This window comes from Campylobacter concisus (assembly GCF_002165775.1).
In the GTDB taxonomy this organism is placed as follows: domain Bacteria; phylum Campylobacterota; class Campylobacteria; order Campylobacterales; family Campylobacteraceae; genus Campylobacter_A; species Campylobacter_A concisus_E.
In genome coordinates, this window is sequence record NZ_NDYP01000007.1 from 1 (window position 1) to 17220 (window position 17220).

Here is a 17220-nt window from a genome sequence, read left to right on the forward strand (position 1 = left end):
CTGGCTCAATCGATCACTTGTTTAGATTTCAAAGATTGACTAATAGTTTAACAATTGTAAGTTAAAAGAACAACGATAAAAAGAAAAGGCTTTATTAACCAATGAAGTTAAAGGTGGTTTCTTATTTCGTGAGCTGGAATTATATATGAGCAATACTTAAATATAGTTGAAATATTTAGGGAATTTTAGAAAAAATTGTTAGACGCTTAAAAATTTTAAAGTATGTATTTTTATTATAGGTTTATAGGGTTTAGTTTTTGAAGTATAAATTTGGAGAGTTTTTGCTCTCCATTATAATTAAGCATTAAATTATGTGAACTTTTACACAATATCTATTAATAAGCCGCGATAAGCTCTATTTCTACAAGTGCGTCTTTTGGCAAGGTCTTAACAGCTACTGTACTTCTGGCAGGATAAGGCTCTTTAAAAAATTTAGCATACACAGTATTTACTTTAGCAAAATCTCCCATATCTGCTAGAAATATTGTAGTCTTTATGACATTATCAAAATTAAGTCCTGCTTCAGCCAAGATATTTTTTAAATTTTCAAGAGATTGCTCAGCTTGGGCCTCTACGCTACTACCTGCAAACTCACCCGCTGATGTGACACCAAGCTGACCTGAGATAAATAAAAATCCATTTGAGCTAATAGCTTGAGAATATGGCCCAATCGCTTGTGGAGCATTTTTTGTTGAGATTTGTTTTTTCATATTTTCTCCTTTTGAAATTTTTTAAAATCCTACTATAAATTTTCTAAATTTTTAGTCTCCAAAGGCTATAATGGGCAAAATTTCAAAAGGATGAAGATGCAAAATATACTCGCACCAAATGAGTTTTTAGATGATTATGTACTCAGTGCTGAGTTGGCTAAAAATGCTGGCATCTCATCAAATGCTTATCTTTTTTGGAAAAACGTCATAAGTGCTAAATTTGAAAACTCAAGAATAGTTTTTCTTAGAAAAAATAGCATTCCAGTCAAATTTCAAAACATTATAAAAACCTGTACGCCTTTAAATGGCCTTATTCCAACAGGCGTATTTTGCTCTTTTACCTCGCTTGCTCCTTCTCATCTTGTAGCAAAAAATGGCTCTAAGATCTACGAGCTCTTTAAATTTCATGAGATTTGTGGCATCAAATTTATAGACTTGAAGAAATTTTATGATGATTTTAATCTTAGCTATTCTTATAGAATTTACATTGAAAAGTGCAAATTTTTCTCACCTGCACCATTTGAAAAACGCATAAAATTAACCGAAACTATGTGTCTTGGATATTATTAAATTCCGCTAGCTAGCTTGCTAGCGGGATAAATTTATATCTTTTTGTAAGGTGCTTGTCCAACTTCATAGAAGTTATTACCTTCGCAGTCAATGGCTACTATCGCTGGAAAGTCCTCGACGGTAAGCCTAGCAACTGCCTCTGGTCCTAGCTCTGGATAAGCTAGCACTTCATATTTTTTGATACTTTGGCTAATGAGAGCTCCGATGCCGCCGATAGCAACCATATAAACACAGCATGATTTTTTCATAGCCTCGACTACTGCGTCACTCCTGTAGCCTTTGCCGATCATACCATTTATACCAACTTCATTTATCATAGTTGGGGTGTATTTATCCATTCTGCCGCTTGTTGTTGGGCCTGCTGCACCGATAGCTTGATTTGGCTTGGCTGGAGTTGGTCCAACGTAGTAGACAGTCTCACCCTTTAGCTCAACTGGTAGTTTTTCGCCGCGTGACAATGTTTCAGTAAGTGCCTTATGTGCAGCATCACGAGCTGCTATGATAGTGCCTGATATTAGGACATTATCACCTGCTTTTAGGCTCTTTACCACCTCTTTATCAAATGGTGCTGTTATTCTTTTTACTTCTGACATTTTCTCTCCTTAAAGCTCAGCGTCTGCGTGGCGTGCAGCATGGCAGTTAATGTTTATAGCAACAGGAAGACCTGCTATGTGGGTTGGATACCACTCGACATTTACTTTAACAGCAGTGGTGTCACCACCAAGCCCCTGAGGACCAACACCAGTTTTGCAAGCAAGCTCTAGTAGCTCATCTTCTAATTTGGCATATCTTGGATCAGAATTTTTACTATCGACTGAACGAACTGCTGCTTCTTTTGCCAAAAGTGCTGCCTTATCCATCGTACCGCCTATGCCAACGCCTATTGTTAGTGGAGGACAGGCATTTGGTCCAGCGTATTTTACAGCCTCTAAAAAGACTTTTTTTACACCCTCTATACCATCAGCTGGTACAAGCATTTTTAAAACTGATTTATTCTCACTACCAAAACCTTTTGGAGCTACTTTTATCTTTAGCTTATCTCCTGGTACGATTCTAGTGTGGATGACGGCTGGAGTGTTATTTGTGGTATTTTTTCTCTCAAAAAGTGGCTCAGCAACGACTGACTTTCTTAAATAGCCTTCAATGTAGCCTTCCGCAATACCCTCATTTATCGCATCTTCAATATATCCACCCTCAATATGCACATCTTGGCCAATCTGCACAAAAACAACCGTCATACCGGTGTCTTGGCAGATAGGTGCAACGCCCTCTTCCGCAAGCTTAGCATTTTGTAAAATTTTGCCCAAAATGTCTTTGCCTAGTGACGAACTTTCGCTACATTGTGCCTTTGTAAAAGCAGCCTTTAGATCTGGTGTTACAACATAACAGGCCTGTTTGCAAAGCTTGGCAACGACTTCTCTTATATCTTTTACATTTATTATTCTCATCTTTACTCCTCGTAAAAAACAATTTTTAATTATATTAACTATATTTAAAATTTAAGATTAAATTTTACTGCTCTATATCTACTCGAAAAATTTATATGAGTTTATTTTGTTTGGCCACAACTAGAAGACTTATCTAAAACAAATTTAATGAAATAAGTGATGGCGAAAATTGAGTCTAGAGCATCACAATATTGATAGGAATTTACATAACATGGCTTATTTAAGCCATAAATACATAAATTTAAGACTGAATGCTCTCCTCTTCATTTTTTATCTTTTTTCTAACTTTGACTCGTGATATGCTAGCTCCATCCATCTTTCTTACTTCGTAGTAGCAGTTTTCATCCTCGATCTTATCACCCACAACTGGCAAACGACCGATTAGATTGAAGACGTATCCACCGATCGTTACTTGATCTGTCTCTTCATCAAAGCTTATACCAAGAAGCTCTTCAACGCTCTCTAGATCATATCTGCCTTGGAATTCATAAATATTGTCATTTATCTTTTTATAGTGTTGATCGACTTCATCGTGCTCGTCATTAAAATCACCAAGCACCTCTTCCATTATATCTTCCATCGTAAGAAGTCCGGCTGTGCCGCCATACTCATCGACTACAAGTGCAGCCGAAATTTGCTCTTTATTCATCATTACAAGCACTTTTGAAATAGAAAGGCTCTCAGGCACGATGACAAATTTACGAACAATTGAGTCAAAACTCTTCTCTTTATCTTTGCTAAAGTGAAGCTGCAAAATATCTCTAATATGTATCATGCCCAAAATGATATCTTTTGAGCCGTCTATATAAGGAAAGCGAGTGTATTTTGACTCAAATACGACCTGCAAATTCTCTTCAAAGCTCTTTTGTTTATTTATACAGATCATATCGCGCCTTGGTGTCATGATCTCTTTTGCGACTGTGTCACTAAAATCGACTGCATTTTTAATAATCTCGGTCTCAAAGCTATCAAGCACACCACCCTTTAAACTCTCGCCAACAATGATTTTTATCTCTTCTTCAGAGTGGGCTAGCTCATTTTCTTTAGCTGGCTGGATGCCTAAAATTTTAAGTCCAATGGTCGCTAAAATATCAAAAAGCTTAATTACAGGGGAAAATAGCACCCAGAAAAAGTGAAGTGGACGAGCAATTTTTAATACTGAAGTCTCGGCCTTCGCGATAGCAACTGACTTTGGCACAAGCTCACCCATTACAACGTGAAGTAGGGTAATAAGCGTAAATGCGATCGCAAAACCAACTGTATGAACTAAGATATCGCTAAAATTGAAGAAATTTTTAAGTGGAGCTTCTATAAGTCTTGCAACTGCTGGCTCACCGATCCAACCAAGAGCAAGCGAGCTTAGTGTGATACCAAGCTGAGTGGCACTAAGATAAGTATCAAGCTTGTTTGACATCTCAAAAGCAAGCTGGGCGTTTGGCTTTTTCTCCTTGATAAGCTCTTCAAGTCTAGACTTACGAACTTTAACAAGAGAAAATTCTGATAAAACAAAAAAGGCATTTAGTAAAATGAATACAATGGCAAGTATTACCATTAAAAGCGAATTATCGCTACTGGGGTTCAATTATGATCCTTAAGAGTTAAAAATTTTTGCCTGATTATAGCGAATTTATATTTAGCGGTCAAATTATCCACGCTCAAAAGTAACAATATTTCTTAAATTTAAGATTTATAAAAAGTTCTTAAATCATATTTTGATAACATTATTTTCATCACTAAATTTATGGATTTTACAATGAGCAAAAAGAATTTTTCATCGCGCTGGGCATTTATATTGGCCTGTGTTGGATCAGCAGTTGGCATGGCAAATGTCTGGGGCTTTCCTTATAAACTTGGCACAAATGGTGGTGCAGCGTTTTTACTCATCTATGTTTTTTTTATAGCTCTTTTTTCATATGTTGGTCTAAGTGCGGAGTATGCGATCGGCAGACGTGCAAAAACTGGTACGCTTGGATCATATAAATATGCTTGGCAAAGTAGAAATTTTGGCGTATTTGGCAGTATTATTGGCTGGCTTCCGCTTGCTGGCTCACTTTGTATAGCCATCGGCTACGCAGTCATCATCGCCTACGTACTAAAAGCCCTTACTCAGGCACTTACTGGCTCATTTATGAGCGTTGACACGAATGTTTGGTTTAACTCATTTGCACTTCAAGATTACTCAGTCTTGCCTTATCATTTTATTATCGTTGTTGGCACGCTTCTTACACTATTTTTTGGGGCAAAAAGTATCGAAAAAACTAATAAAATAATGATGCCACTATTTTTCGTATTGTTTAGCATTCTGGCTATAAATGTCGCGATGCTGCCAAATGCGTTTGATGGGTATAAATTCCTTTTTATTCCTGACTTTAGTAAGCTTGCAGACCCAATGGTATGGGTTTCTGCGATGGGTCAAGCCTTTTTCTCGCTCTCTATCACAGGATCTGGCATGATAGTTTATGGAGCTTACCTTTCAAAAGATGAAGATATCGTTGAAAGTGCTAAAACTACGGCCTTTTTTGATACTATTGCGGCTCTTGTGGCGGCTCTTGTTATGATCCCAGCGGTCTTTGCCTATGCTATGGATCCAGCCGAAGGTCCAAAGCTACTTTTTGTAACGCTTCCAAAAATTTTACAAAATATGATCGGTGGACAAATTTTTGCCATTATTTTATTTACAGCTGTTATCTTTGGCGGTATCACCTCACTTCAAAATATGTTTGAGGTCGTGGCTGAGTCGCTTATGCATAAATTTCCGTTTCTTAATAGATTTTGGACACTCACGCTACTTTGTGCAGTTTGCTTTGGCATAGGAGCATTTATGGAGCCTATTAGCAGTTGGGGGCCTTGGATGGACTTTGTGTCGATCTATATCATTCCAATTGGCGCGGTAATCGGAGCTATTTCTTGGTTTTGGGTCATTAAAAAAGATGAAATTTTAGACGAGATAAATTCTGGAGCAAATAAATCTTATGGTAATTTCTGGTATTTTGTAGGCAAATTTATCTACGTTCCGCTAACATTTTTACTTTGTATCATAGCCGTAAGTAAGGGAATTTCTTTTTAAATTTAGCTCGCCAAAAAATGAGCTAAATTTAAAAATTTTTGAAGTTATCTTAGTTTTTTTGTGCCGATGTAAGTAGCAAAAATTTCTTGTGAGCCATCTTTTTTAAATAAAATAACATCGTATTGCTCGGCTTTACTGCCTTGCTCCATACCTTGGCTCTCCATCGGCATGCCAGGTACTGCGATACCAACTACGTCTTTTGGCTTGAGCTCTAGTAGGCGCTTTACCTCATCGGCCGGAACATGGCCTTCTATGATATATCCATCGATAATTGCTGTATGGCAGCTTGAAAGCTCTAGTGGCACGTGAAATTCTTTCTTAACCTTGACCATATCATCTACTTTGATGGTCTCTTCGCTAAATCCGGCCTTCTGCATCGCCTCACCCCAGCTAGTACAACATCCACAAGTTGGGCTTTTATAGACCTTCATATCAGCCGCAAATGCAAGTGTTGCAAAAAAGCCAAGAGCCAAAAATGCTAATTTCTTCATCATTTTCCTTTACGTAAAATTTGCAAAATGATATAGCTCACATTTAAATTTTATATAAATGCTTAATATTGCTTGCTATAATTCGCCAAAATTTACAAAAGGCACTTTATGTTTTCATCATTTTTTAAAGATAAAAAATGGGCACTCTGGGCTTACGGCGGGGCGCTATTTATCATTTTGCTACTTGTTTATCAAACTCATTTAAATGTCCGTATTAACGAGTGGTATAAAAATTTTTACGATATTGTACAAAACTCAAAAGATCATGATGTAAGTGAATTTTGGCGTGAAATTTTTAACTTCATAAAAATTGCTATGCCCTATGTTATAACTTATACAGTTATCTCATTTTTTGCCAGCCACTGGGTCTTTCGCTGGAGAGAGGCGATGACGTTTAGATATCTAAAATTTTGGCAAAACTGCAAAAGTGACATCGAAGGCAGTTCACAGCGTATCCAAGAAGATGTCTACCGCTTTGCAAAAATAATGGAAAGCCTTGGCGTGCAAGTTTTAAGGGCGATCATGACGCTAATTGCCTTTATACCAGTGCTTTGGGAGCTAAGCAAGAGCGTGAGTTTGCCTTACATCAAAGATATCGAAGGCTCGCTTGTTTATATTGCTTTAATAATTAGTATCGGTGGTTTAATTATTTCGTGGTTTGTGGGCATTAAACTCCCACATATCGAGTATAACAACCAAAAAGCAGAAGCAGCATTTAGAAAAGAGCTAGTTTACGGCGAAGATGATAAGTCTAAATTTTGCCAGCCAAACGTCATGATAGAGCTTTTTACGGGCGTAAAGTTAAATTATTACAAACTATTTTTGCACTACGGCTACTTTAACCTTTGGCTCATCTCATTTTCACAAATTCTTGTCATCGTGCCTTATGTCATCATGGGAAATGGCCTATTTAGCGGCGTTATAACGCTTGGTGTGCTTATACAAGCTAGCAACGCTTTTTCTCAAGTTAGAGAGAGTTTTAGCGTCTTTATAGATAACTGGACGACGATAACAGAGCTAAGATCTGTAAATAAACGTTTGAGAGAATTTGAGAGAAATATAAATTATAAGGCGTAGGGGTAAATTTAAGATATAGCGTCTAAATTTTGAATTTATGCTGTCATAAAACAAGCAGCACGCTAAATGTGCTTTATCATCAGGCAAATTTTAAAATTTATGAGCGAGCATATCACGACTCTAAATTTAGTGGCGAGTGGCTACGAGGCTTAAATTTAGTAGTCTGCTAAGGCGAGTGAGTAAGATTTTAAAATTTGCTTTGCGATATAAATTTACCAAAAAGGGAGACAAGGGGACTTGAATTACGAAGCCGTCCCCTTATCCCCCTTTTTAAATCCTCCAATCCCCTCGCACGTTCAAAGTGCATGCGATAGCACTATCGTGCCGCATGCGTTTTATTATTGGGCAAGTATCAAGTAAATTTTAAAATTTCATGAACGAGTAATTTCGGCTCTAAAATTTGAGCTAAGCGATAAGCGAAGCCAAATTTTAGTAGCCAATTCTTGCGAGTGAATGAGATTTTAAAATTTACAAAAGTATTAAATTTGTATTTTTGAAATCGCAAAATTTAAATTTCATCCTTCGTTTAACAATGCATATCCAACTCAGGCTATAATACGCAAAATTTTAGTCCAAAAAGGATAAAAATGAAAAAATTTTTACTTACATTGTTAGCGACTAGTTTGCTCTTCACTGGCTGCTCAAGCGTTACAAAAGCAGGCGTTGTTGGTGCTGATCGTAAGCAATTTATGTTAGTCTCATCAGAAGCTATGGAGCAAAGCTCAGCCCAAGCCTATGTCAAGACGCTAACAGCTGCTAGAAGTAAAGGCGAGCTAAATGTTGATCCGATCCTTACAAAAAGAGTTCAAGATATCGCTAAAAGGCTCATCGCCCAAACTGGCGTTTTTAGGGATGATGCTCTAAAATGGAAGTGGCAAGTAAACGTCATTAATGAAGATACGCTAAATGCTTGGTGTATGCCAGGTGGCAGGATAGTCGTTTATAGTGGCATTATAAAAAGGCTAAATTTAACAGATGCGCAGCTAGCTGCGGTCATGGGACACGAGATCGCACACGCTCTTAGGGAGCACAGCAGAGAGCAAGCAAGTGCTGATCAGATGAAAAGTATCGGTATCTTTGCAATAGCCACAGCTACTGGCCTTGGCGATCTTGGAGCTAATGCTCTAAATTTAGCTAGCGAATACACCATATCTCTGCCGTTTTCTCGCTCGCATGAAACCGAGGCTGATCACATCGGTACTGAGCTAATGGCAAGAGCCGGATACGATCCAAAAGAAGCGGTCGAAGTCTGGGTAAAAATGAGCAAGATGAGTGGCGGAAAAGTGCCTGAAATTTTAAGCACGCACCCATCGAACGAGAGTAGGATAAAAGACCTAAAAGAGATCGCAGCAAAACTTGAGCCAGTCTATCAAGCTACTAAAAGAGGCTAGGCTTGATAGAACAAGCAAATTTGAGTGATCTTGAAGCGATTGCACAAATTTATAATGAATACATTTTAGAAAAAACTGCGACTGCTGATATGCAGCCAGTTAGCACGAAGGAACGAGAGCCTTGGTTTAAAGCCCACAACAACTCTCGTCCCATCTTTATCTATAAAGAAAATGATGAAATTTTAGGCTGGTGTTCACTTAGTGATTTTAATCCCAAAATAGCTTACAAAATAAGTGTAGAAATAAGCATCTATGTAGCCAAAAAGGCTCTTGGTATGGGCATTGGCAAGCAGCTTTTAAGCCACAGTCTAGATGAGGCAAAGAGGCTAAATCTAAAAAATATTATCGCTTTAATATTTAGTGAGAATAAAGCAAGTCTTGGGCTATTTTTAAAATTTGGCTTTGAAAAATGGGGTGAACTGCCAGGCGTTTGCCTAATGGATAATGAGTACAAAGATGTCGTTATATTGGGGTTAAAGCTTTAAAAGCCAAGCATTAAGCAAATCAAGCTATAATTTCGCTCACTCCTTGGGTAGATGTCCGAGCGGTTTAAGGAGCACGCCTGGAACGCGTGTGTGGGGCAACTCACCGAGAGTTCGAATCTCTCTCTGCCCGCCATAAATTTGACAAAATTTACTCTATTGCCATAATACAAAAAGAAATTTAAACGGCAAAAATGATCGAACATTTACTGCTAGTTTTTGCACTGCTAGCTATCATCATCGCTTTAGTGATGGTCTCAAACCGCCTAAAGGTCGCCTATCCGGTGCTATTAGTCCTTGGCGGGCTTGCCATTAACTTCGTGCCAAATTTACCAAGTATCAAGATCGATCCCGAGCTTATTTTCATCATATTTTTGCCGCCACTTCTTTATGAGGCTGCGTGGGCAAACTCGCTAAAAGAGCTCTATAAATGGCGCCGTACGATCGGCAGTTTCGCCTTTATCGTGGTTTTCATAAGCGCAGCAGCAGTTGCTTTGATAGCAAATTTAGTGATCCCTGGCTTCTCGCTCGCCCTAGGCTTCATGCTAGGAGCTATCGTCTCGCCACCAGACGCGGTGAGCACGGCAGCTATCCTTAAATTTGTCAAAGCCCCGCGCAGGATCAGCGCTATTTTAGAGAGTGAGAGCCTTTTAAATGACGCCTCCTCGCTCATCATCTTTCGCTTCGCCGCAGTTGCGGTCACGACTGGGCAGTTTGTATGGTACAAGGCCGCAACGACCTTTTTATGGATGGTGGCCGGTGGCGTTTTAGCGGGTCTTGTGGTGGCGCTTGCGGCATATTTTTTACATAAAATTTTACCGACTGATGAAAATAGCGACACGATAATGACGATCACGACGCCTTATATCATGTATATCTTGGCTGAGGAGCTTGGCGCTAGCGGCGTTTTAGCAGTGGTTTGTGGCGGACTTTATCTCTCGACTAAAAGAAATGAAATTTTCACCGCTTCAACAAGGATCCACGCGGTGCCAGTTTGGAACAACTTTATTTTCTTACTAAACGGCCTTGCATTTACCATGATCGGCCTTGACCTGCCTGAAATTTTAGCAGGGCTAAAGCGTAGCGGCGTCTCGCTCTTTGAGGCGGTCTCTTACGGCGTTTTGGTCACTGCTGTGCTCATCGTTATCCGCCTCATGGCATCTTATGGAGCCGTTTATATCACGATGTTTATGAAGCGCTATATCAGCGTGGCGGACGATCGCAACCCTGGCAAAGCCACACCATTTATCGTCGGTTGGGCAGGTATGAGGGGCATAGTCTCGCTAGCTGCGGCGCTTTCTATCCCTGCCATGGCTGGGGGGGGGTGAGCCATTTCCGTACAGAGACCTCATCTTGTTTATAACGTTTGTCGTGATCTTACTAAGGCTCGTAGTTCAGAGCTTAAGCTTGCCGCTACTCATCAAAAGTACGAAATTTCCAGACTTTGACGACCACATACCAAATGAGCTTGCAAGGATCAAGATCAAAAAGGCACTTGCCCAGGCTTCGCTTAAATTTAAAAATGAGAAATTTGCAAATGAAGAAAATTTCTTGCTTAAAAAGCTTGAAGAGGTTTGGAATTTTGAGCTTGAGAGCGAAAATTTTGAGATAAGCGACAAGAGTAGGCAGAGATATTTTGAAATTTTAGATGAGCAAAGAATGGCACTTTGTGAGCCAAACAAAGGCCCAAAGATCGATGAAGAGGTGATTAGGACGTTTTTATATCACATCGACCTTGAGGAGCAGAGGTGGCGTGCGCATAGCGAGCACTAAAATTTTCTTCCGACATTGCAACTTACCACACCGCAAAATCTCTTGCCAAATTTGGCCTCGACGATGAGCACAAGCACGAAAAATATCTTTTCGTCATTCATTCGCGCGATCTGGCGTAGAGTTTGGCTAGCGTCATTAAATTTAACTCCATTTTTATGTAAAGTTTCGCAAAAAATAGCCTCGTCAAAGCCCAACATTTGCGAAATTTCAGTTATGCTGTATGGCTCTAGTGAGGCGATGATGCGGTCCATGTTGCAGATCGTTGGATTTTTGCGGTGCGTGGTGACATCGATCATCTCATTTATGAGCTTTATTAGCTTTCTTCTGCGGTTAAAGACGTGTAAGATCGCTGCGCAAAATATCAAAATCCCTGCAAATTTGTGCGCGTTCATCATCCACTCACTATAATCACCCATGGCAAAATTTAGCCCAGTAAATGCAAGCAGGCAGATCCCACAGGCAAGAGCACAGACGATACAAAATTTATATATCACTTCCGCTTTAAGCAATGCAAATTCCTTAGTTTTTTGAAATTATACACCTACTATGCAAAAAATGAATGGCGCCAACTAGAAATTTAGCTGGCGCATTAGAGTAAATTTAGCTAAAACTTATAGTTAAAACTGAGATTAAAGGTGCGTGGGTCACCATAAACCATCATGTTTTTACCGATACCCTCGTAGTATTTTTTGTTAAAGAGATTGTCGATATTTAGCTGCACATCAAAGTTTTTAGCAAATTTATATCCAAGCATTAAATTAGCCAAAGTGTAGCCTTTTTGTGTGATTTCATTTGCGTCTTTGCCAGTATAAATTTTGCTCTTATACATAGCTCCAGCACCTACTCTAAAGTCTCTGATCTCATACTTTGCAAATAAATTTGCCGTACTTCTTGATGAGTTAGTGGCATATTTTTCACCATTAGCATCTTTTGCGTTAAAGTGCGTTGCACCAAAGCTTAGGCTTAAGTTTTTAGTGATCTCGCCATTTAGATCTAGCTCGACACCCTTGCTTGTCACACCTTTGCCAGCTTCAAATATGTCGGCATTTGTCGCTGGATTTTTCTTGCCAGTCTTTACGCCAAGCTTGTCTTGCACGATCTTAAAGACGCCAAGACTTGCTTGAAGCGCCCCGTCAAGATACTCTCCTTTGATGCCCACTTCATAGTCTTTGCCTTGGATAGGATCTAGATATTTGTCATTTGCATCTTTTACGGTTTGAGGTTTAAATATGCTCGTGTAACTAGCATATAGAGTGTGGTTTGCTCCGATGTCGTAAGTGACGCCAAGATATGGCGTGATCTCATTTGTGAAATTTCTATTGTCTTTGCCACCCTCGATCTCGTATTTGTAGTAGCTCACCCTAGCACCTAGCAAAAATTTAAGCTCATCGGTGATTGATAGTTTATTTGCCGCGTAAAATGCCTTTTGTATCGTTTTGTCTTTATTGTTTTGATCTTCGTAAGGTAGCTTTGGATCATCAAGGTGTAAATTTTTAAAGTCTATCCTACTTCTAGCTGTATAAGCAAGTCCTGCTGGCGTGGTCTTTTGCAACCAGTAGCTACTTACCTTATCGCTACTTTTTTTATAGTTGTTATACATCGCGCCAAAGACAAACTCATGAGATAAATTTGCTATCTCGTAAGGGATATTTGCGTATGCATCTACGTTGTGGATGTTCTCCTCTCTTTTGTTTGCATAAATGCTAAGATCATTCATATTGCCAGTACCGTCTAAATTTACCGCTCCGCCGTAGTAGAGTAGATTTGAGTCAGTGTTTGCCCGTCTAAATGAGTAACTTAAATTTAAGCTCGCTTCATTTTCAAAGTAGCGCTTAAAATCAGCATAAAAATCAAGCGTCTTTATGTCCCACCTAGTCCAAGGCTGAGAGAAAATTTCATTTTTACTAAAATTTGTCCTAGAGCCATCTGCGTAAAAAGCTGGCATGCCGCCCCACCTACCGCCGTGGCGTTTTAGCTCTTGATAAAACGCACCAAGACTAAGCCATGAGTTATCGCCTATGTCACTATCGACTACGCCGTAAATCGCGCTATTTTTTCAGTTGTAATAATCCATATAAGAGTGCGACTTCTCATGCATAAATGAAAGCCTCGCTCTGACGCTTCCGCTCTCATTTACAGGCGTTTGCACATCGCCATTTACGCCGTATCTATCGTATGAGCCAGCACTTACACCAAAATTTCCTTTTAGCTCCTTTGAGTCTGCCCTTTTTCTTATGAAATTTAAGCTTGCAGCTGGGTTGCCGGCGCCTGCAAGTAGGCCATTTGCCCCTTTTACCACCTCAACTCTTTCATAAGGCAGCATGCTCATATCATTTGCACCAAGACTAAAGCCACCAAAGCTAGGCATCGAATCAAGCAAGTAATAATCTATCGCAAAGCCACGAGCCGTCGGATATACGCGCTCGTCCCATTTGTTTAGCGTAACGCCTGGGACATTTCTAAGAAGCACTTGATAGTCCTTGATGCCTTGATCTTTTAGTCTTGCTTCTGTTAGCACAGTTAGCGACTGAGGCGTTTGACGAGAGGTTAAATTTAGCCTAGTTGTGCTCTTTACAAGCTCTTTTGCAAAGTAGTTTGCATCATCTCTTCGCTCGCTTTCTACGACATCAATTGCTTCTAAAATTTTATCGCTTTGGCTAGCAAAAATTTGAGATTGCATCAAATTTAATGCAACCAAGCTAATTAAAAATTTTTTCATTTTTTCTCCTTTTAAAATTTCTTTTAATCCACAAATAAAGCCCTGAGATACTTAAAATAAGCGGTGAAATGCCAACCAAAAACCAGATAAATTTTGTGATTTGGTTGTAGTTACCAAAGTGCGATTTTCTAAATGCTGAGAGAATTTATTCGCTTAGATTTGCATTTTTTATGTCCAAAATGCTTACTAATTCGCCGTTATCTTTATCGTAAGTTAATATGTTTGAATATTCGTTATGTAAGAAATTTTGATCTTTTACATAGCCAAAAAGGCGTATATTTGCTCCTTGCATAAAAGGCAGTGAGATGAAGTGTGGCTCAAAGCCAGTAAGATCATTCTTTGAGCGGGCTACCAGCTCGTCAAGAGATAGGTTTTTATTATAAATTTTTGCATCTATAACAAAGTCATTTTTAAACTCTGGCATGCGCGCCATTTGAAATTCCCACCAAACACCACTTATGCAAATGAGTAGTAAAATAGGCGTAGAAAAAATTCCTATCATTTTATGAATGTCGCTCATAAAAACATTTAGCCTATTTACACGAAGCCTAAGTAGTGTCAGCCAAAATTTTTTATAAATCACGAAACCACTTATACAGATAAAAAACGTAAAAATAGCGGTTAAAGTAAGGATAACATGACCGCTCTTTCCTAGAAATAGCGACTCATGAAGCTCGGTTAAAACTCCAAAAAATCCCTCATCATGCGCGAGTGGCTCGCTCTTTATCTTGCCACTAAAAGCGTCAAAATAGATAAATTTCCACTCTTTTTTGCTGTCATTATGCTCGATTAGCCAAATTTTGTCACACTTTTTAGGGTTTGCATCGATATTTATACCAACAATCTCGTAGCCGCCAAGCTCGCTTGCGATGATCTCTCTTAGCTCATCAAAGCTGATTCTTTTGCTTAAATTTTCTTTGTTTAAATTTACATTTACGACATTTGGGGCAAGAAGGCTGTTTAGCTCATCTTTATAAACGAGGATCGCACCGCTAAAACAAACTACTGCAAGTGGAATGAAAAATAAAAGAGATAAATAAGTGTGCAATTTATAAAAAATTTTTTGATTTAGAAATTTCACTTTGTTTTAAAGCCTTTTAGTAGTAGATTTTGATAATGGCTCGCAATCTTACACAAAATTTACTTTGATAATATTTAAAACTATTATCAATTATAATTTCAAAAAGAAAAATTTTTATAGAATGTAAATTAAAAAAATAAATAGATTTGATTTTCAAAAGAATAAACAACTCCTCTTTGTGTATACGAAAAGCCAGAAAAGGGGGAAGCAAAGACTTATCAGTTACAAAAAGGAGGGTCCATTTAGGACGATGAAATAGTATTATTTAAGCATAAATTTTAATAAAATTTTTAGTTAATAAAAAAGAAATTCCAAGTAATACTAAAGTAAATTTAACTTTAAAAAAGCTACATTTAAGAAATTTCTTTTAATTAGTACAAGCATAAAATTAGGCTAATTTTTAGGCACAAGCTCTAATACATTGCAAGCTCGCTTGCTACCCATCTTGCAAGCTTTATCAAGAGCATTTGCAGAAAGATCAAAGCTTTGCTCAGTGCCATTTCCTTGAAGATACTTTGTCGCTAGCTCATAGCAAGCCTCACTACTACCGTCATCACAGAGCGATTTAAATATCTCAAAAGATTTTTGTGTATCTTTTTCTACGCCAAGGCCGCGTCCTAGCATATCTGCATAGATAAAGCAAGAAATTTTATCTTTATTTTCACACTCACTTGAAAGCTTTTTTGTAAAACTCTCGCAAGCTTTAGAGTTGCTTTTATTAATACACTCTTGCATATTTATATCCCAGTTTGCATTCAAAGATAGAAGAGCAAATGCTAAAAACAAAATAGATTTTTTCATAAATTTCCTTGGAAGAAGTTAGCTCCCTTTGGGGGAAAGGGAGCTATTACAAAAAGGAGGTTTCTTGTTGGACAAGTAGAATAATACAAGTTTCGTCTAAATTTAAAACCAACTTTTCTTTAACAAAAAACAATCTCAAACCAAATCTTTTTTGCTAAAGGCAAAATAGCCACAAACTAGCAAAATAATGCCTAGTAAGAGCGGATAAATAATCGCATAAGCCACAAATGTCTCTTTTGGAAAGGTGCTTAAAATAAAATAAGATGCAGTACCGATAACTGCTAAATTTGGATCAAAAAGACTAAGCGCTGCTATCCTGAAAAGCTCTATCGGATTTAGTATAGCAATAGCGTAAATGACATACTCATCAACCGAGCTTCGCATAAGAAGTCCAATTAATGCTAGATCAATAAATGCAAGCATTATAAGCCAAAGTAAAAACGCCACGCCTTGGCCTGTCTCTTGATTTTTAATCACGCTTGAGATAAAAAATCCAAGCGATAAGAAAATGATACTTAAGCTAAAAAGTAGCCCAAAATAAAGCGTTAATACACTCCAAGGTATCGCAACACCTTTTATAAAACCAACGATCACGCAAAGCAAAAGAGCAAATAAAAGTGGAACAAAAACAACAAATGTACGGCCCAGTGCCTTGCCAAAGTAATACTCTCTCAGGCTTAGTGGGAAGCTAAGGATGTACTCAAGCAAATTTGTATCTCTATCTTGATTTATGCTTCTTACAGTTGAAATGAGAATAAAAATAGGCACAATGATGACGCAAATTTGAATAAACAAAAGCAGTGCTCTAGTAAGCCCAGAAAAGCCGAGCACACGTGAGTCAGTCACGCCACTAAATAAAAATCCTATCATCAAAGCAGAAAAAAGCGCAGCATATATCACAAACCATCTTGAGCGAAAAGACTCTTTTACATCAAGCTTTGCTATTAAAAAAAGATTATTCACTATTGCTCCTTAAATTTTCTTCTTTGATTATCTTGCCAAGATCCATATAGACGCATCTATCTAATAAATTTGCTATCTCATCGATACGGTGTGAAATAAAAACAAGTGTTTTGTTTTGCGTGAAGTTATCAAGTAAATTTTTAAAAGAAAGCCTTGCTTTTACATCAAGATTTGCCGTTGGCTCATCAAACATCAAAATTTCACTATCCTTAGCAAATGCGATGGCTATTAGCATCTTTTGTTTCATGCCGCCAGAGAGCTTATAAAATGGCTTATTTAAATTTTCATGCAGATCAAGCTCTAAAAGCTTGCTAAATTTCTCAATATCTTCAAATTTTACATTTGAGCTTTTACAAACAAACTCGCAAAGCTCACGTAGGTTAAATTTAAGCGGTGGTGGAGTTTGTGGCACAAATGAGATAAATTTCAAAGCCCCTTTTCTATCTTTTAGGGTATTTACGCCATTTATCGCGATGCTTCCGCTATTGGGGATAAATTCTCCTAAAATGATACGCATGAGCGAGCTTTTGCCAGCTCCATTTTGTCCAAGTATCGCTATTTTTTCGCCAGATTTTACATTTAGGCTAACACCATCAAGTATCCTTTGCGAGCCAAAAATTTTAGTTACTTCTTTTATATCTATCAAA

General features: G+C 38.2%; 19 protein-coding genes, 1 tRNA gene and 1 pseudogene. 9 read left to right on the forward strand and 12 right to left on the reverse strand.

All coding sequences use genetic code 11. The features are described 5' to 3' along the window. Positions 1–335: 335 nt before the first annotated feature. Positions 336–710, reverse strand: a complete 375-nt coding sequence (locus B9N66_RS06450) for a RidA family protein (protein WP_087580391.1) — start codon at positions 708–710, stop codon at positions 336–338. 96 nt (positions 711–806) lie between these two features. Here B9N66_RS06450 and B9N66_RS06455 point away from each other — a divergent pair, with 96 nt between their 5' ends. After that, positions 807–1280: a cysteine permease gene (locus B9N66_RS06455; RefSeq protein ID WP_087580392.1), complete on the forward strand. Its 474-nt coding sequence runs from the start codon at positions 807–809 to the stop codon at positions 1278–1280. Between the two features lie 32 nt (positions 1281–1312). Here the strand turns inward: B9N66_RS06455 and B9N66_RS06460 are convergent, their stop codons facing one another. The 3 genes from B9N66_RS06460 to B9N66_RS06470 all read right to left on the reverse strand — a co-directional run bounded on the left by B9N66_RS06460 (position 1313) and on the right by B9N66_RS06470 (position 4280). Continuing rightward, entirely contained in the window at positions 1313–1873 is a 561-nt protein-coding gene (locus B9N66_RS06460) for a Fe-S-containing hydro-lyase (protein ID WP_087580393.1), read from the reverse strand. 9 nt (positions 1874–1882) lie between these two features. Continuing rightward, on the reverse strand, positions 1883–2728 hold the full coding sequence (locus B9N66_RS06465) for a fumarate hydratase (RefSeq protein ID WP_087577512.1): 846 nt from the start codon (positions 2726–2728) through the stop codon (positions 1883–1885). A gap of 241 nt (positions 2729–2969) precedes the next feature. Then, positions 2970–4280: a hemolysin family protein gene (locus tag B9N66_RS06470; RefSeq protein WP_257639808.1), complete on the reverse strand. Its 1311-nt coding sequence runs from the start codon at positions 4278–4280 to the stop codon at positions 2970–2972. 201 nt (positions 4281–4481) lie between these two features. On the opposite strand from B9N66_RS06470, the gene B9N66_RS06475 reads away from it, so the two are divergent. Further along, positions 4482–5795, forward strand: a complete 1314-nt coding sequence (locus tag B9N66_RS06475) for a sodium-dependent transporter (RefSeq protein ID WP_087580395.1) — start codon at positions 4482–4484, stop codon at positions 5793–5795. Between the two features lie 44 nt (positions 5796–5839). On the opposite strand, the gene B9N66_RS06480 is transcribed toward B9N66_RS06475, so the two are convergent. Next, positions 5840–6286 (reverse strand): DUF411 domain-containing protein, encoded by a 447-nt coding sequence (locus B9N66_RS06480; protein WP_087580396.1) that lies wholly within the window; start codon positions 6284–6286, stop codon positions 5840–5842. A 108-nt stretch (positions 6287–6394) separates the two neighbouring features. On the opposite strand from B9N66_RS06480, the gene B9N66_RS06485 reads away from it, so the two are divergent. From B9N66_RS06485 to B9N66_RS09940, 7 genes are all read left to right on the forward strand, one after another. After that, positions 6395–7363, forward strand: coding sequence for a putative transporter (locus B9N66_RS06485; protein ID WP_087580397.1), 969 nt, complete (start codon positions 6395–6397; stop codon positions 7361–7363). A 29-nt stretch (positions 7364–7392) separates the two neighbouring features. Next, on the forward strand, positions 7393–7533 hold the full coding sequence (locus B9N66_RS09695) for a hypothetical protein (protein ID WP_180382078.1): 141 nt from the start codon (positions 7393–7395) through the stop codon (positions 7531–7533). Between the two features lie 417 nt (positions 7534–7950). Then, complete coding sequence (locus B9N66_RS06490; RefSeq protein WP_087580398.1) at positions 7951–8754, forward strand: M48 family metallopeptidase; 804 nt, start codon at positions 7951–7953, stop codon at positions 8752–8754. 2 nt (positions 8755–8756) lie between these two features. Then, positions 8757–9239 (forward strand): GNAT family N-acetyltransferase, encoded by a 483-nt coding sequence (locus B9N66_RS06495; protein WP_087580399.1) that lies wholly within the window; start codon positions 8757–8759, stop codon positions 9237–9239. A gap of 45 nt (positions 9240–9284) precedes the next feature. Next, positions 9285–9372, forward strand: a tRNA-Ser gene (locus tag B9N66_RS06500). A gap of 58 nt (positions 9373–9430) precedes the next feature. Beyond that, on the forward strand, positions 9431–10564 hold the full coding sequence (locus B9N66_RS06505) for a cation:proton antiporter (RefSeq protein WP_257639794.1): 1134 nt from the start codon (positions 9431–9433) through the stop codon (positions 10562–10564). A 25-nt stretch (positions 10565–10589) separates the two neighbouring features. After that, the gene (locus B9N66_RS09940) at positions 10590–11009 is read left to right on the forward strand and encodes a hypothetical protein (RefSeq protein WP_257639795.1); all 420 of its coding nucleotides are present in this window, start codon (positions 10590–10592) and stop codon (positions 11007–11009) included. On the opposite strand, the gene B9N66_RS06510 is transcribed toward B9N66_RS09940, so the two are convergent. The 7 genes and pseudogenes from B9N66_RS06510 to B9N66_RS06535 form a co-directional block, all read right to left on the reverse strand. Continuing rightward, entirely contained in the window at positions 11006–11518 is a 513-nt protein-coding gene (locus B9N66_RS06510; RefSeq protein WP_087580400.1) for a chemotaxis protein, read from the reverse strand. The genes B9N66_RS09940 and B9N66_RS06510 overlap by 4 nt on opposite strands. A 95-nt stretch (positions 11519–11613) precedes the next feature. Next, positions 11614–13728, reverse strand: a pseudogene (locus B9N66_RS06515) (TonB-dependent siderophore receptor). Continuing rightward, positions 13709–13873, reverse strand: coding sequence for a PepSY domain-containing protein (locus tag B9N66_RS09945; protein ID WP_257639809.1), 165 nt, complete (start codon positions 13871–13873; stop codon positions 13709–13711). The pseudogene B9N66_RS06515 and the gene B9N66_RS09945 overlap by 20 nt, the downstream one beginning before the upstream one ends. Then, positions 13874–14809, reverse strand: coding sequence for a PepSY-associated TM helix domain-containing protein (locus B9N66_RS06520; RefSeq protein ID WP_257639796.1), 936 nt, complete (start codon positions 14807–14809; stop codon positions 13874–13876). Positions 14810–15202: 393 nt separating this feature from the next. Then, on the reverse strand, positions 15203–15610 hold the full coding sequence (locus tag B9N66_RS06525; RefSeq protein WP_087580401.1) for a tetratricopeptide repeat protein: 408 nt from the start codon (positions 15608–15610) through the stop codon (positions 15203–15205). A gap of 135 nt (positions 15611–15745) precedes the next feature. Beyond that, on the reverse strand, positions 15746–16573 hold the full coding sequence (locus B9N66_RS06530) for an ABC transporter permease (protein WP_087580402.1): 828 nt from the start codon (positions 16571–16573) through the stop codon (positions 15746–15748). Then, a complete protein-coding gene (locus B9N66_RS06535; protein ID WP_087580403.1) occupies positions 16566–17219 on the reverse strand; it encodes an ABC transporter ATP-binding protein in 654 nt (217 codons plus the stop codon). The genes B9N66_RS06530 and B9N66_RS06535 overlap by 8 nt, the downstream gene beginning before the upstream one ends. Between the last annotated feature and the right edge of the window lies 1 nt (position 17220).

Coding starts and splice junctions, on each gene's coding strand:
- B9N66_RS06450 (WP_087580391.1), bottom strand. CDS start 710: ATGAAAAAACAAATCTCAACAAAAAATGCTCCACAAGCGATTGGGCCA.
- B9N66_RS06455 (WP_087580392.1), top strand. CDS start 807: ATGCAAAATATACTCGCACCAAATGAGTTTTTAGATGATTATGTACTC.
- B9N66_RS06460 (WP_087580393.1), bottom strand. CDS start 1,873: ATGTCAGAAGTAAAAAGAATAACAGCACCATTTGATAAAGAGGTGGTA.
- B9N66_RS06465 (WP_087577512.1), bottom strand. CDS start 2,728: ATGAGAATAATAAATGTAAAAGATATAAGAGAAGTCGTTGCCAAGCTT.
- B9N66_RS06470 (WP_257639808.1), bottom strand. CDS start 4,280: ATGGTAATACTTGCCATTGTATTCATTTTACTAAATGCCTTTTTTGTT.
- B9N66_RS06475 (WP_087580395.1), top strand. CDS start 4,482: ATGAGCAAAAAGAATTTTTCATCGCGCTGGGCATTTATATTGGCCTGT.
- B9N66_RS06480 (WP_087580396.1), bottom strand. CDS start 6,286: ATGAAGAAATTAGCATTTTTGGCTCTTGGCTTTTTTGCAACACTTGCA.
- B9N66_RS06485 (WP_087580397.1), top strand. CDS start 6,395: ATGTTTTCATCATTTTTTAAAGATAAAAAATGGGCACTCTGGGCTTAC.
- B9N66_RS06490 (WP_087580398.1), top strand. CDS start 7,951: ATGAAAAAATTTTTACTTACATTGTTAGCGACTAGTTTGCTCTTCACT.
- B9N66_RS06505 (WP_257639794.1), top strand. CDS start 9,431: ATGATCGAACATTTACTGCTAGTTTTTGCACTGCTAGCTATCATCATC.
- B9N66_RS06525 (WP_087580401.1), bottom strand. CDS start 15,610: ATGAAAAAATCTATTTTGTTTTTAGCATTTGCTCTTCTATCTTTGAAT.